Below are 15,934 nucleotides of genomic sequence, written 5' to 3'. Positions count from 1 at the left end.
GGTTATCCCGCCGCGAGGATGGCACTAACTTCCCCCGGACGAATGTCCCCGGGATGAATCGAGAAGGAATAAAACAATAAAAATTTTCTACAATGGCAGATTTAAGATCCGTGCTTGCCCTCTCGTTGAGTGGCAAGATTCAAGACAAAATTTTCCGCAAGATGCCGAACGGGAAGACAATCGTCAGTCAGTCACCCTCCACGCAGACTTTTTCCGACCCGGAAGTGAAGGAAGCCCGCGACACGCGTATCGCCGGTTTCGGCGGGGCGGGGCATATTATCCCCGTGGTGAAGGACGCCCTCGTGCTAGGCTTCCGCGACCGCGAGAACTGGGAGCAGGTGGGCAACTATTTCATGAAAGCGAACGCGAAGACGCTTTGCGACGCGGTGCGCGACGAACAGGGAGCCCTTGTACGGGTGTACGATTTCAAGGAGATGGTGGTTTCCGCCGGTAGCACCAGACCTATCGCCGTGACCGCCTCCGTGACGCCCGACACGGGGAAGATCGTGTTCGAGCAGGCGGGTGAAGAGTCCCCCTCCGGGGCGTCGAGGGGCCCGAAAGACATGGCGCACGCGCTGGTGCTAGACGGCACGAACGAGGAAGCGGAGCTGGTGGGGTTGCGCGAGCGGTCGGAAAGCGGCTCGACCTCGTTCGCCATACCGGCGGGGTGGGACAAGTCGAACCTGTTTATTTACGCTTTCACCACGAGTGCCTACGACAAGAAGTCGTCGAAGTCCGTGTGCCTTTACCCCGCGGGCAATGCGCTGAACGACGCGCTGGTGACCGCCGAGGCGATGGAAGAGGACATCGCCGCGACGACCGACGGGAAGGGGAACCCTGTTCCCGCCCGCGTGGAGGTGACCGTCGAGTTGACCAAGTGGGCGCAGCGGCGGCACACTCCATGCACGCATCCCCGCGACCGCGTGTACGCTATCCTGCTGGACGATTCCACCGGTCGCTACCGGTGCGTGCCGCTGGGTACCCGCGAGCGCAAGAAGGTGGTGAAGCTGACCATCGACAAGGACTGGGACCCGATGCACGTGTACCTCTACGCGTTCGTCGTGGAGCACGACTACAAGCGGGCGTCCGCGCCCGTGTGCCTCAACGCCGCGGGTAATTTCGCCGTTCCCCGCGTCGCCGTCACCGCCGCCGACGGGTCGCTCGCCTTCGCCGTTGACGACACGCCGGAACCGGCTCCCGCCATCCGCGTGGTCGATGGCGAGGAGGTGACCGACCTGTCGATCCTCGCCGCGGCGGGCATTGACACCGGCGTCCCCGTCGAGCACCTGTACACCGCCGTCTTCGACGCCTCCTCGCGCTGCCTCGACCTCGTGCCGATGCACGCCGCCGACGCTAAGACACCCGCCACGCTCGCCGTTGCGGAAGGATCGAACCCCCGCTTCCGTTTCTCCTTCGCCATCGCCGTGACGGCTGACGGGAGGAGCGCGGCGAAGGAAGCGAACTAATTGATTTTAGATTTTAAATTTTAGATTGAAAAGTTTCCCGAAGACGGTGAGTAACTCAGCTCCTCCTCTGTTTATAGAGGAGGTGGCGGCGTAGCCGACGGAGGAGTTTATTAATTAAGTGATCGAGTGATTTTAGATTGAATGATTCCAGCTGCACTAGCAACGCTTCGTTAATCACGGAATCGGCAATCATTGAATCACGGAATCAAAAAACTCCCTCCCGGCTTCGCCGTACTCCCTCTATAAACAGAGGGAGAGCTGGAATACCGCCTTGCTTCGGGAAACTTTTCAATCTAAAATTTGAAATCTAAAATCAAAAATCTCTCCCTTCGCGTCGGCTTAACTGCTTCCGGTAAATTTTTTTCATGAAAAAGTAATACCAAAGAATAGTTCGGGTATTCTTATGGTGTTATGGATAAAGATAGAATATATATAGTATTGGATTTATTTCTTAAATCTTGGAACGGGACTCTAAATCGGGCGGAAGAGGAGGAGCTGGGGGCGTTGTTGGCGGAGCCGAGATGGGCGCGGTTGAAAAGAAATCTGGAGAGTGACCGTTTTATCATGGCGAGGTTCAAGGAATACGGGAAATATAATTCCGCGGCGGATTTCTCGTTTTTCCTGAAACAGGTCAGGAGAAGGGAGAGGTCGCGACACGCGAACACGTGGTGGCGGCGGGTGATCGCTAGCGCGGCTTGCGCCGCTATTTGCGTTGCCGCGGGATGGTGGTGGTCGCGGGAGGCGGGTGAAGAGGCTGCACCCGGGTTCAGGGCGGAGAGCGTGGTGGAGCGGCAAGTCGCCGACCGGAACAGCGTGCGTCTGGTGCTGTCCGATAATCAAGTAATCACTTTGTCGAAGAAGACGGAGATTATCCCTATCTCGCGTCTGGATTCGATCGGGGTTTCGCGGTCGGCGGGTGTGCCGACGCTGGATTACACGCGGTTGAAAAAAGAGCTTTTGACGGACACGGTGGTCTACCACACGTTGATCGTGCCGCGGGGGGAGATGCAGTCCGTGATTCTTTCCGACGGTTCGCGCGTGGTGGTGAACGCCATGTCCATGCTGAAGTACCCGGTCGTGTTCCCGGATTCGACGCGGGAGGTGTACGTGGAGGGCGAGGCGAAGTTTGAGGTGGCTAGGGACGGCGGGAGGTCTTTCGTGGTTTCGGGCAAGGATTTTCAGGTGGACGTGCTGGGGACGGTGTTCAACGTGATGAGTTACGACGAGGAACCGGTGTCGCTGGTGACGCTGCTTGAAGGGAAGGTCAGGGCGTCGTCGGGCGACAGGACGGTAATATTGAAGCCGGGAGAGCAAGTGTCCATCACGCCGGATCACGATACGCGGGTGAGCGAGGTGGACGCGGAGGCTGTCGTGGCGTGGGTGGATAAAAAGATTAATTTCGACGCGGAGAGGTTGGACGCGGTGATGAGGAAATTGTGTCGATGGTACGACGTGCGGGTGCTTTACGAGACACCCGCCATGAGGGAACGGCGTTTCACGGGGATGATGATGTACGATGTCCCGTTGGAGATGTTTCTCGAGTGGCTGAGCACGACGACGGATATGCGATTCACGTTGAGTGACGGGGTGATCGTTGTTGCCGCGAGCGGCAAGTTACATACGCCGTGAGCGGCGGGTTACAAGTTACAAGTTGCATTTGCCGCGGGGCGGCAAGTTACAGGTTATGGCATTCGATGAATGGCCAAGGGGGCATGCTATGCTTATTCTACAAATCTGACATACAAACGATGGTGGAGCCCGCGCGAGCGAGGTGATGGGACACGAGAGCGAGCGCGGGTTTTCATCTTTTATGAAATCTAAAACTAATCTACATGAAAAAGAAGAAGTCTAATCTATTGATGATGAAGAGGAAGACGGGCATCGTGTTGATGTTGGTTCTCTTTCTTCAATCTTTTAACACCGGGGTTTGTCGCGCCCAATCGGCGGACGAACCGAGGTTGACCGTGGAGTTTAAAGAGACTCCTTTCACGGGGGTGCTGGATTACATCAAGCGTCACACGAAGTACGAACCCCTGTACAATAACGAGGAGATGAAGCGGATTCCCGCGGTGACGCGCAGCTTCAAGTCGGTGCCGTTGTCGGACGTGCTGCGGGCTTGTCTGGAGGGGACGGAGTACACGTTCAGTTTCTACCAGAACATGATCGTGATACAGAAGCGGCAGCGGACGGTGACTCCCGTGACGATACGCGGCAAGGTGCTGGACGAGCGGGGCGATGCGTTGCCGGGTGCCTCGGTGGTGGTGGAAGGAACCACGCTCGGGGTAAGTGCCGGGGAAGAGGGTACATTCACGTTGAATCTGCCGCGGATGGACACGATTTATCTCGTGGTGACTTTCATGGGTATGCAACCGAACAAGGTGGCGGTGACGACATTTGACAAGGAGATCGTGGTGCGTATGCAGCCGGACACGCGCGAGATGGAGGAGGTGATCGTGACGGGTTTCGGGACGGTGAAGAAATCGAGCTTCACGGGAAACGCCGTGGTGGTGACGCGGGAGGAATTGTTGCAAGTGTCGAAGACGAACGTTATTAAGGCACTGGAGGTGTACGACCCGTCCTTCCGCGTCAAGACGAACAATCAATGGGGGTCTGACCCGAACGCGCTGCCCGAGATACAGATACGGGGGCAGTCCAGTATAGGTATCAAGGATCTGGACAAGAACACGTTGTCCAAGTCGGCGCTGGAGAATAACCCTAACCTGCCGATTTTTATACTTGACGGTTTCGAGGTTGCCATCAACAAGATTTATGACATGGATCCCAACCGGATCGAGACGATGTATATCTTGAAAGACGCGGCAGCCACGGCTCTGTACGGTTCGCGGGCGGCGAACGGCGTGGTGGTGGTGACGACGGTAGCCCCGAAGGTGGGAGAGGTGCTGATCGATTACACGATCGTGGGGAGCGTGACGATGCCCGATTTGTCGGATTATAACCTGATGCACGCTGCCGGGAAGTTGGCGGCGGAGATCCCGGCTGGGATTTTTCTTCCCGTCGGGAATAACGATACGCGCCACGATATGGATCAGGAGTATAACCGGAAGTTGTTGAACGTGCTGAGAGGGGTAGACACGTACTGGATCGGGAAGCCGGTACGCTCGATATTCAATCACAAGCACAGCCTCTCGTTCGAGGGGGGAACGGAAGTGATGCGTTACGCGTTGGACTTGCAATACAACAATGACAACGGGGTGATGAAGGGATCGTACCGCGACCGTATCGGCGGCGGTTTCCTGTTCATGTACACGGGCGGTAAGATTGAAGTGCGTAATTACGTGTCTTACGGGGAAACGAGGGCAAAGGAGTCGCCTTACGGGGATTTTAGCCAGTACACGAAGCTATTGCCTTATGATACTTACAAGGACGAGGACGGGAAGTACTTGAAGGAGTTGCCGTACTGGACGGGACGCGAGAGTCTGGTAAATCCCTTGTACGAGGCTAATCTCGGGAGTTATGACCGGACGCACATGACGGATTTAACGGATAATTTTAACTTGAACTGGTATATTACCCCGCACATGTACGCGAAGGGGGAGGTTGGCGTGACTCACACGACGGAAGAACGGGAAGTGTACGTGCATCCCGATTCCGAGACGCAGAAGGGGACGGAGATGAACGAGGATAACCTGTATGCCGGGACGTTGGGGAAATCTACGCGGAAAGCGACGTCGTGGGAGGCGAAACTGACGTACTCGTACAGCCAGTCAATGGGGGATCACGACGTGAATTTCACGGGTGGTGTCAATATGGTGACTTCGCGGGATAATAGCGCGAACGCGCGGTACCGGGGGTTCCCGACGGGCGGCGACTTCGTGTCCGTGAATTTCGCCAAGGAGATCGTGGAGAAACCTACCGAAAGGGAGAGCCGGAAGCGTTTGTTCGGTATACTGGGAGTGGGAAACTACTCGTACAAGAACACGTATTTGCTGGACGTGCTGTTCAGGTATGACGGGTCGTCGCAATTCGGGTCTAACAAGCGTTGGGCTCCCATGTGGGGGTTCGGGGTGGGTGTGAACCTGCACAAGTACAGTATTTTCGCCGATTTGGGTTGGGTGCAGTTGCTGAAGGTGAGAGGGTCTTACGGGAGAACGGGAAAGACCGGTTTCCAGTCTTACGAGGCGATACCCACGCACGAGATTAATATCGAGGAGTGGTACGTGACCGGGGCGGGTGCCTCGCTGGTGAACACGCGCGGGAACCGGAATTTGAAGTGGGAAACCACGGATAAGTTGGATGTCAGTCTGGAATTTGATATTTTCAACAGTTTGCTTTACGTGGAGGGGAATTATTATTACGAGGTGACGAAGGGGGCTATCACGGACGTAACGTTGCAGGCGTCGACCGGGTTCAAGACTTACAAGACGAACATGGGCGAGGTGTTGAACGAGGGGTTCTCTATCCAGTTGAGAAGCACGTTGTATCAGGATAAGGATTGGTACGTGGCGGTTTACGGTAATATGGCGGGCAACAGGAACACGTTGAAAAAGGTGTCGGACGCGTTGAAGGAGTACAACGAGCGGGTGAACGATTATTATAATGACGCGAATAATGATTTGGACCGCGTGTTGACGAAGTACGAGGAGGGGGTGTCCATGACCGCCAAGTACGGGATGAAGTCCCTCGGGATAGATCCCGCTAACGGGAAGGAATTGTTTATTTATCGCGACGGGACGGTGAGTTACGACTGGGCTGCCGCGGAGATGGTGAAAATCGGTGACGAGACGCCGAAAGCACAAGGTTCGTTCGGGGTGAATTTGCGCTACCGTAATTTCACGCTGTTCACGAGTTTCATGTACGAGTTCGGGGGGGATATGTATAATTCGACTCTCGTGAACGAGGTTGAAAATGCCGATATGGCACGCAACGTGGACAAACGCGCGGTGACGCAACGCTGGTACCAACCGGGGGATATTACCACGCTGAAGGATATCAAGGATCGTAACGTGACGACTCAGCCGACCTCGCGTTTTATGCAACGGAATAACACGTTGACGTGGAATTCGGTGAACGTGGGGTACGAGTTCACGCGGGCGAGGAAGAAGATGGGACTGAGGTTGGCGCGCCTTGAAGTGGGGGCGAATGATCTGGTGCGTTTCTCGACGATCAAGACGGAGCGCGGTACGTCTTACCCGTTTGCCCGTACCGTTAATTTCTCGTTGAAGTTGCAATTCTAATGTTATTAAAACAGGAAAAAATGAAAAGGATAATATATATATTGGGTTTACTTGCGGTGACGCTCTCGGCATGCGAGAATTGGTTTGACGTGCAACCGAAGGAGGAGTTGAGTAGCGATATCCTGTACTCGACGGGAAACGGGTACCGGATGCAATTGAACGGTATTTACATGACGCTGTCGAAGGCGGATTTGTACGGGCAGGAGTTGTCGTGGGGATTTCTGGACGCGGTGGGACAGTATTACAGCAAGTCGAAGATGCCGCAGAAGTATCAGGACGCGAATGATTTGCTTTACGGTACTTCCGGGGTGAAGTCGACGATAGAAACGATATGGAATAATATGTATCACGCCATCGCGGATGCCAATAATCTGATAGAGCATGTCGTGAAGGAGGATTCCTCGCGCTTCGAGTTGGGCGACCGGGAGAGAAAGCTGATTCATGGTGAAGCGTTGGGATTACGCGCTTTCATGCATCTCGACCTATTGCGATTGTTCGCCCCGGCTCCCGCGGCAAACGAGAGCGGCAAGTGGATTCCTTACGTGACGAGTTCCGAGTCGGTGACGAATACCCCGCTGACGGTGAAGGAAACGATGGAACGTATCCTTGCCGATCTGGACGAGGCGCGCCGGTTGGTGGCGGTATCGGACTCCATGGAGTTGAATGGCGACAGGGATAACTGGAATTTCCAAGCCCGCGGTTCCGGGCTGCCCAAGTTCTTTCAAGCCCGGCGGGTACGCATGAATATGCACGCGGTGATGGCGATACAAGCCCGCGCTTACATGTATAACGGGCAGAAGAAGGAAGCGCACGATCTGGCGAAGGAGATTCTGGGTGAAGAACCGGACGAGTGGGGCGGTCCGGCTTGGAATAGTCTTTACCGGTTTACCGACGAGTGGGATTTGATGGGCGATATTTATAACCGGGACGTGAAGATGTACAGTGACGTGGTGATGGGATTCGCCAACTCGAAGTGCGCCGATTTGTACGAGCCTTACTTGACGTTGGATCGTAATCTGGCGATACGCAACGTGAACAGTTTGTTTCAGGATAAAGAGATGACGAACGATTTCCGTTACGTTTACCTGATCACGGATATCGAGGGCGGTGCGGAGGTGTCGATCAAGAATATACGGGGAAAGTTAAATTCGGGGGGAAGTCAGGTAGCCGCTTTTCTTCTGCCGATCATCCGCCACACGGAGTTGAGTTACATGATGGGTGAATACTTGTGCGAAACGCCGGGCGGTTTGGACAAGGCGATCGAGATACTGCGTATGGTGCAACAGGCACGCGGGGAGTATCGCGAGATTCCTATCACGAATAGCGCGGAGTACATGAACGCGCTGTTGAACGAGGCTCGCAGGGAGTTTATCGGCGAGGGACAGTGTTTCTACATGTACAAGCGTCTGGGCTTGCCGCTGAATGACGGCGTGGGGAATATTGATTACGGGACGAAGGTTTATTTGCCTATCCCGGATAGTGAAACCGTAATACTTTAAGTTATGAAATATTGTATTGTTATAATTGTTCTGTTTGTGATGTTCGGGGCTTGTTCCACGGACTCGTTGGATACGTACACGGCTGACCGTTACATATACTTCTCGGGTAAGAACGCGGAGGACAGCGTGAATACCTCGTTTTTCTTCTATCCCGGGGCGACGGAGTTGGACGTGCCGATCGAGATATCTTTCGCCGGACGGCCTATCACGACGGACACTGAGTACGAGTTGGTGATCGACGAGGGTATGACGACTGCCTCCGGGGCGGACTATTCGGTGGAAACGAAAAGGGTGTGGAAAGCGCACCGGAACCGGGACACAGTGAGAGTGACGTTGCATAAAACGGCGGCACTCGACAATCAAGTGGTGCGGTTGGCGTTGAGGGTAAAGGAGAATGATAATTTCCGGGTGGGACCGTTGTCGAACGCTCTTTACCGCGTGGTGTTTACTTCGCTGGCGGTGCGTCCGGTGTGGTGGACGGAGCGTATCGTGAACGAGTACTTGGGTGCTTACAGCGAGGCGAAGTATCAACAGTTGATTATTGCCACGGGGGTGAGCGACCTGTCGAATAAGACGGCCAGTGAATTGAGATATTATTCGTTGAAGCTCAAGTATCATTTGCAGCGAGAGAAAGATAACGGGAACACGATTATGGACGGGGAAGCGGAGATGTCGGTACCGGTAAAAGGTTAATTTAAAAGGAATGTTATGAGAACGAAAAATTGGATATACGCCGTGATTTGCTTTATCTTCATGTACGGGTGTTATGACGATAAAGGGAATTACGATTACGGGGATATAAATGTGATCACCGTGGAGAAATATTTGACGAACGCGGATCCCCGGTTTTATAAAGGTGATATGGCGGAGATTACTCCGGTGTTGAAATTCAGCTTGGACGAGGAGATAACGACGTTGAAGTTCCGCTGGGAGTTGAGGACTTCGGAAAAGGAATACAAGACGTTGGGACACGAGAAGGTGTTGAACTGGGAGGTGGATACTGCCGGGTGGTTGCAGTTCGTGCTGACAATCACGGACACGACGAACGGGTTGCAGTGCGTGGATCTTACCCGGCAGTACGTGATGGATAATCTGGCTTACCCGAGTGGCGTGTGGCTGGTTTTGGATGAGAAGGATAACGGGGCGGAGCTGACGATGTTGGATTTGGACAGGAGATTGGATGAAGCGACACAAGAGTATGTCACTTATCTTGACGTGTACGCGGATCTTTACACGTTGGAGAACGACGGGCAGAGGTTGGGCGGGAAGCCTTATTTCCTTCAGGAAGTGTTCGCGGATTGGGATTCGCCGAGCCACGTGCTGATATTGCAGGAGGGGGGAATAGGTCCGGTGTACGTGGACGGTAGTTCTTACAAGAAAACGATTTCCTTGGGCGAGGAGTTCACGGGGGGCGCGCTACCCGCGGGACAGGTATTTGTCGGGGCGGCGTATCACCATAAAGGGGATATTCTGATGTCGAAGACAGGGGATATTTTCGTGAGGCGGAAGACGGACGAGGAGGTATTTTACTCGGGTATGTATCCCGATTTCCCGGCGTATTACGAGAAGGGACTGGAGGTGACGCTGATGTGCAAGACGCGGAGCGGTATCTCGACACTGGTGTACGATAACAAGAATCACCGTTTTTTGGCCGTGAATGACGGAAACGTGTATTATGACGACGAGATCGGGGAGTGGGTGACAGACCCGAACACGGCGGCTATCCTGCCGGTGTTCCCGGAGAGGATGGAGGGGGTGACGCCCTTGAATAACATGGGGAACGTGGAGATGTATTTCTGTGACGGGTACACGGACGGGGATCGGAAGTTCTGGTGCGTGTTCAAGAATAGAGAGGACGGGGTGTATTACATGCAGTTCTTCTATTATGACGAGTGGAACGGGTATAAGGTGATTCCACAATATGAATTGCCGTTCCCGCATCAGGATTTGCTGGACGGGACGAACAAGTTCGAGTTGACGACGGATTCGCGGGAGTTCCTGTTCTTTACTTCCAACGGGACGTCCGTGGCGGGAGCGCCTCACGATAAATTGTACGCTTACCAGCACGCGAGAGGACGGGGGGACGCGAAATTGTTGTACGATTTCCAAGGAAGAGGAATCGTGTCGATGCTTGCCTCGCAGAGAAACAATGCCGGCGGTTATCTGGTTGTCGGGTTGGATTCCGGCGAAGTGTATTTCTTCGCGGCAGGTACCACGAGCATTTTTGCCGGTGGAACGATCGAGTACGCGTATAAGACGGAACCGGTTTTCGGACGGATTGCCGATATAAAATATCGATTCGGCGGTCAAGGATCGATTGTGGATTAACAGTGATTGCTGTTGCGTGGGCAACGCTTCATTAATCACTAAATCACCGAATCAATAAACTCCTCCGTCTGCTTCGCAACCACCTTCTCTATAAACAGAGGAGGTGGTTGTGAAGCCGGGAGGGAGTTTTGAGAATCACGGAATCACTGTATTTTTTGATATTTATTATTTAAAAAAGTATGAGAAACAAAACGATTTATTTACTGGTTATCGTTCTGTTGCTGCCTTGTGTCGGGATGGCGAGGAAGAAGAGGGAGGACAAGAAAGCGAAGGAGGATACCCCTTACGAGCGGCTTTTCAAGGATAAGGCCGCCGAAACGATGAAAGGGCTTATCACGATTCACCGGGTGGACGAGAAGGTATATTTCGAGATTCCTTTCGGGGTGTTCGGGCGGGAGATGCTGTTGGGATCGACGATCACGGAGATCACGAGCAACCTGTTCGGGAGCGTGGGAGAGAAGCCTTTTGAACCCCTGCACGTGGTTTTCATGCAGGACGATTCGGCAAAGGTGAGTTTGCGGCAGGTGAACGCGATTCACTCGACAAGCACGGAGCGGTACCGGCAGCGAATCAAGGAGAGTACGGTGCCCGGAATTATCGAGAGCTTCGAGGTTAGTGCTTACTCGCCGGACAGCACGGCGGTGGTGATCGACGTCACCCGTTTCCTGATGAGCGACAAGGAGGAGCTGGGGCCGTTCACGCCGTGGATGCCGATACTGTCGATGAGCCGGGATATGAAGATGGAGAAACAGTTTAAAAACCAGCAATCCCGTATCGGGACGGCGAAGGCGTTTGATGATAATTTCAGCGTGCAGTCTTCCCTGACTTACGAGATGTCCGTGCGGGACAACTGGTTTTATTATTTATACAAGTTGCCGTTCACGGTAGTGATGACGCGGAGTTTTGTGCTTCTGCCCGAAGAGCCTATGCGCCCCCGGTTTGCCGATCCCCGTATCGGGATATTTATCGGCGGCAGATACGCTTATGACGAGGGAGAGAAGACGAGAATTAATTACCATATCAACCGCTGGCGCTTGGAACCCAAGGACGAGGCGGCGTATCGGCGGGGGGAACTGGTGGAACCCGTGAAGCCGATCGTTTTTCACGTGGACAACGCGTTCCCCGAGAGCTGGAAAAAGCACGTGCGCGAGGGCGTGGAAGAATGGCAGGCGGCTTTCGAGCGCATCGGTTTCAAGAACGCGATTATTGCCGTTGACTTCCCGACCGATGATCCGGAGTTTGATCCCGATAACCTGAAATATTCCTGCGTGCGCTATTCTCCCTCGCCCGTGGCGAATGCCATGGGTCCCTCGTGGACGGATCCCCGGAGCGGGGAGATTATACAGGCGAATATTTCGGTCTACCATAATCTGATACAACTGGTGCGTGACTGGCGATTCCTGCAAACGTCGCCTGCCGATCCCGCTGCGCGGAAGGTGGAGATGGACGAGGAGATGCTGGGAGATTGTATCCGTTACGTGATTTCCCACGAGGTGGGGCACACGCTGGGATTCATGCATAATATGGCGGCTTCGGCGGCTGTGCCGACGGATTCGCTTCGTTCTCCTTCATATACCCGGACATACGGCACGACGATGTCTATCATGGATTACGCCCGTAATAATTACGTGGCTCAACCCGGTGACGCGGAGCGCGGCGTGAGGGTGACCCCGCCCGCGCTGGGGGTGTATGACTATTTCCTGATCCGGTGGGCGTACACGCCCCTGTTGGATGCGAAGAGTTCGCGGGAGGAAGTACCCGTGCTGGACAAGTGGATTTCCGAACGTTCCGGCGACCCCGTGTACCGCTATGGCAAGCAACAGTTCTACGGGTACCTCGATCCCTCGTCGTTCGAGGAAGATCTGGGGGACGATGCCGTGAAGTCTGCCACTTACGGGGTGAAGAATCTGAAATACGTGTTGGCGAACCTGCACGAGTGGACGGGAGAGGACGACAAGGATTTCTCGTTCCGCCGGAATATGTATAACGAGCTACTGTACCAGTATATCCGCTACATGAACCACGTGTTGGTGAACGTGGGCGGGATACACGTGAACGAGCGTTACGACGGCGACGGTCTGCCTTACTTCTCTATCGTGCCGAAGGAGAAACAGCGGCGGGCGCTGCGTTTTATACTGGAACAGACGCGGGACGCGGAGTGGGTGGACGACAAGGATTTCCAAGCCCGTATGCCGATCATGGGAACGTACGCGCAGGTGTTGCAGGATATTGCCCTGAAAGCGATTTTCAACCGGGCGGCTCTCGTGGCGTTCGGTGCGAAATACACGGGGGAGGAGAGTCCTTATACCGCCGAGGAGTATTTCGAGGACATACACGGGTTCGTGTTCGCTCCCACGCGGGAGGGCAAAGAATTGTCCGGTGCGGAGAAGAAGTTGCAAATGGCTCTGCTGTCGGAACTGATTTCCGGTTCGGGAGTCGAGAGCGGTAAGATCGGGGGCGGCGGGAACGTGGGAATCAGTGATGCCTACCGGATAGCAGTGCCCCGCGAGATCGCGGAGAAGAGTCGCGCCGCGTACGGTTTGGTGGGAGAGTTCGACACGGAGATGACCCGTGCCCGTTGGCTGCGGCAGGCGGAAACATGTCCTTCTGCCAAGGTGCGGGGATTCGGCTGGCGGGTGGAATTGCCAATCATGAATTATCCCATGGAGCCGCTTTATCTCTCGACGTTGAAGAAGACTCACACGCTGTTGAAGAGTAAGGCTGATACAGGCTCGGATGCCAATCGGCGTCACTACGCGCTGTTGCTTTACAAGGTGGAACAGGCACTAGGACAATAACATGTAAAACGAGTAATTATGAAGAATATAATATATATACTGTTTCTTCTTTCGTTGCTGCTGCCCGCTTCCGCGGAAGCCGATGCGTCGGGACGTAAAAAGAAAAAGGATAGGAAAGGCGGGGAACCGGAGAATGTCGAACTCTCGACTCCTTACAGCGAATTGTTCAAGGGCAAGAAGGTGAAGACCGCCAAAGGATTGATGACTATACACCGGGCGGACAAGAAAATATACGTGGAGTTCCCGCTCCGCCTGCTGGATAAAGATATGCTCTACGCTTCGGTTATCCGGGGTATTACCGATAACGGCGAGGGTGCCGTGGGCGAGTTCGTGGGCGGCGATAATGCCTTGCGTTTCACGCGACGGGATTCGGTGTTGCAAGCCCGGATTACGGTGCAGGTGGACTACCCGCCGTTGCGGGCGTTCAACAGTAGCGGTGACGGGGCGATAGACAAAGCTTTGGAGAAGGCTTCGCGACCGGGTATCTTCGGGACGTACAAGATAGAGGCATGGACGCCGGACAGTACGGCGGTGGTGGTGGATATGACGTCGTTGTTCACGAATTATTCGGCGTACACGACTCCTTTTGCCGCTTACGCGCCGAACGCCATGTTCGGTTTCGTTTCCCGGAAGCACGATATCCGCGAGGAGTGGACGACGCTGAAGGATGTCGCCGCTTTTGACAATAATGTCACGGTTACTTGCGAGCAAGGGTTTAACGTGGATTATTTCATGATGGGATTCCCGATGGCAAAGGACGTGAAAGTGACGGTGACGAGCGACAAGATTCTGATGTTGCTGCCGGAGGAACCGATGATGCCCCGCTTGGCGGATTACCGCGTGGGGGTACGTCCTTTCATGCAGGCGGATTTTAGCGACCCGCTACGAGGACTGGAACGCGTGTTCTACACGCGGCGGTGGCGACTGGAACCGACGGACAAGGCTGCCCACGAGAGAGGTGAGGCGGTGGAACCCGTGAAACCGATCGTTATTTACATGGACACGCTTATGCCCGCCGCGTGGGCGAAATATATAAAAGAGGGACTGGAGGAGTGGAATACTGCTTTCGAGAAAATAGGGTTCAGGAACGTGGTGCAGGTACGGGATTTCCCGCGGGATGACGCGGGGTTCAATCCTTTTGACGTGAATCATTCCGTGATTCTTTATTCTCCCGTGTTATGGTACTCGGCAATGACGAATCAACTCACGGATCCGCGCACGGGCGAGATATTGAGTATGTCGATCTGTATACCGGACAACTTCACGAATATGTTGTACAATGACCGCGTGTTGATGACAATGAATGCCGATCCTTCCGTGCGGCGGGCGAAGCTGAGCGAGGAACAGATGGGGGAGTTGATTCGCGCGAATATGGCGAACTGCATGGGGTGGAACTTGGGCTTGTTCCTGAACGCTTCCGCTTCCGCGGCTTACCCGGTGGATTCGCTGCGTTCCCCTTCGTTCACGCGGGAACACGGGTTGAGCCCTTCGATTATGGACGTTGTACCCTGCAACTATATCGCTCAACCGGGTGATGCCGAACGCGGCGTGCGGATGACGGCGAAAGGGGTAGGACCGTACGACGACTTTACCATCCAATGGCTGTACAAGCCGATAGCGGGGGCGAATGTGCCCGCGGATGAGAAAGCGACGCTCGACAGCTGGATCAAGGAGTCGCGCGCGAATCCTGCCTGCCGTTATCACTTGTTCGACGACTGGGGGGCTTTCGATCCTCTGGTGGCGGTCTACGACTTGGGGGACGATCCGGTGAAAGCCTTCGAGTATCACGTGGCTAACGTGAAGGGTTCTTTAAAGAACTTCTTCGAGTGGTACCGGGAAGACGACCGCGATATGGTTGTCCGTCAAGGGATATACGAGGGGTTGTGCTCCGTGTTGGGTGCGAATCGGTTGCCGCAGTTGGCGACTTACGTGGGAGGTATCGTGATGAATGCGGCGAATGCTGACGAGGGGATCAGGCAATACGAGTTTCTACCGAAGAAACAGCAACGGGAAATGGTGCAATATCTGTTGAACTTCTCCCGTGACCTCGATTGGTTGGAAGACCTCGATTTGCTCCGGCAACTGGGTCCGGGACGTATGCCCATGAAAGAGGCGATGCGGGCAACCGTGCTGGACGTGTTGTTCTCCCGCTACGATCGGTTGAAATGGTGCGCCGCCAAATCGGACGATGCCTATAAACCGAGCGAGTTGTTGGATGATATCTACCGTTTCGTGTGGGAAGGTACGCTGAAGAACCGCTCCTTGACGAAAGAGGAAATGGGATTCCAGACTTCTTATCTGGCGATGATATTGCAATCTTCTACCGTGGGGGAATCGGCTTCCGCGTTACAGGTGTCCGCCCGGCGGGACGGTGTTGCTGATTTCAGCCCCGCGAACTTATACTTTATTAATCGCGGAATCACGGAAGCGAGAAATCCCCAATCTTACAATGCCTCTTTCGACCTGCCGTGGTGGGTGAGAGTCCCCGGTAATCCCGATGCCCACGAGTTTTACGGCATGGTGCTTCGCGTGCAGGGATTGCTGAATAAAGCGGTGGTGACGAGCACGGGCGATACGAAGTTGCATTACGAGTATCTGCTCCACAAAATCAAGAAGTCGTTGGAAAAGAAATGAGTTCATTTAACGAG

The 15,934-nt window shown here is 54.4% G+C and carries 8 protein-coding genes; all 8 read left to right on the top strand.

The window, feature by feature from the left end; translation table 11 throughout:
* Window positions 1-92: 92 nt before the first annotated feature.
* The gene (locus Q5866_RS09035) at window positions 93-1,466 is read left to right on the top strand and encodes a hypothetical protein (protein WP_303179879.1); all 1,374 of its coding nucleotides are present in this window, start codon (window positions 93-95) and stop codon (window positions 1,464-1,466) included.
* A gap of 411 nt (window positions 1,467-1,877) precedes the next feature.
* On the top strand, window positions 1,878-3,095 hold the full coding sequence (locus Q5866_RS09030) for a FecR family protein (RefSeq protein ID WP_186975567.1): 1,218 nt from the start codon (window positions 1,878-1,880) through the stop codon (window positions 3,093-3,095).
* A gap of 203 nt (window positions 3,096-3,298) precedes the next feature.
* A complete protein-coding gene (locus tag Q5866_RS09025; protein ID WP_186975566.1) occupies window positions 3,299-6,661 on the top strand; it encodes a SusC/RagA family TonB-linked outer membrane protein in 3,363 nt (1,120 codons plus the stop codon).
* Window positions 6,662-6,681: 20 nt separating this feature from the next.
* Window positions 6,682-8,160 (top strand): RagB/SusD family nutrient uptake outer membrane protein, encoded by a 1,479-nt coding sequence (locus Q5866_RS09020; RefSeq protein ID WP_186975565.1) that lies wholly within the window; start codon window positions 6,682-6,684, stop codon window positions 8,158-8,160.
* 3 nt (window positions 8,161-8,163) lie between these two features.
* On the top strand, window positions 8,164-8,853 hold the full coding sequence (locus Q5866_RS09015) for a DUF4843 domain-containing protein (protein WP_186975564.1): 690 nt from the start codon (window positions 8,164-8,166) through the stop codon (window positions 8,851-8,853).
* Window positions 8,854-8,868: 15 nt separating this feature from the next.
* Window positions 8,869-10,488: a PKD-like family lipoprotein gene (locus Q5866_RS09010; protein ID WP_303179878.1), complete on the top strand. Its 1,620-nt coding sequence runs from the start codon at window positions 8,869-8,871 to the stop codon at window positions 10,486-10,488.
* A 179-nt stretch (window positions 10,489-10,667) separates the two neighbouring features.
* On the top strand, window positions 10,668-13,286 hold the full coding sequence (locus Q5866_RS09005) for a zinc-dependent metalloprotease (protein WP_303179877.1): 2,619 nt from the start codon (window positions 10,668-10,670) through the stop codon (window positions 13,284-13,286).
* An 18-nt stretch (window positions 13,287-13,304) separates the two neighbouring features.
* Window positions 13,305-15,920, top strand: coding sequence for a zinc-dependent metalloprotease (locus Q5866_RS09000; protein ID WP_303179876.1), 2,616 nt, complete (start codon window positions 13,305-13,307; stop codon window positions 15,918-15,920).
* Window positions 15,921-15,934: the final 14 nt, after the last annotated feature.

The sequence above is a fragment of the uncultured Butyricimonas sp. genome, assembly GCF_959596855.1.
Classification (GTDB): domain Bacteria; phylum Bacteroidota; class Bacteroidia; order Bacteroidales; family Marinifilaceae; genus Butyricimonas; species Butyricimonas muris.
This window is presented reverse-complemented; position numbering and strand designations above follow the sequence as displayed.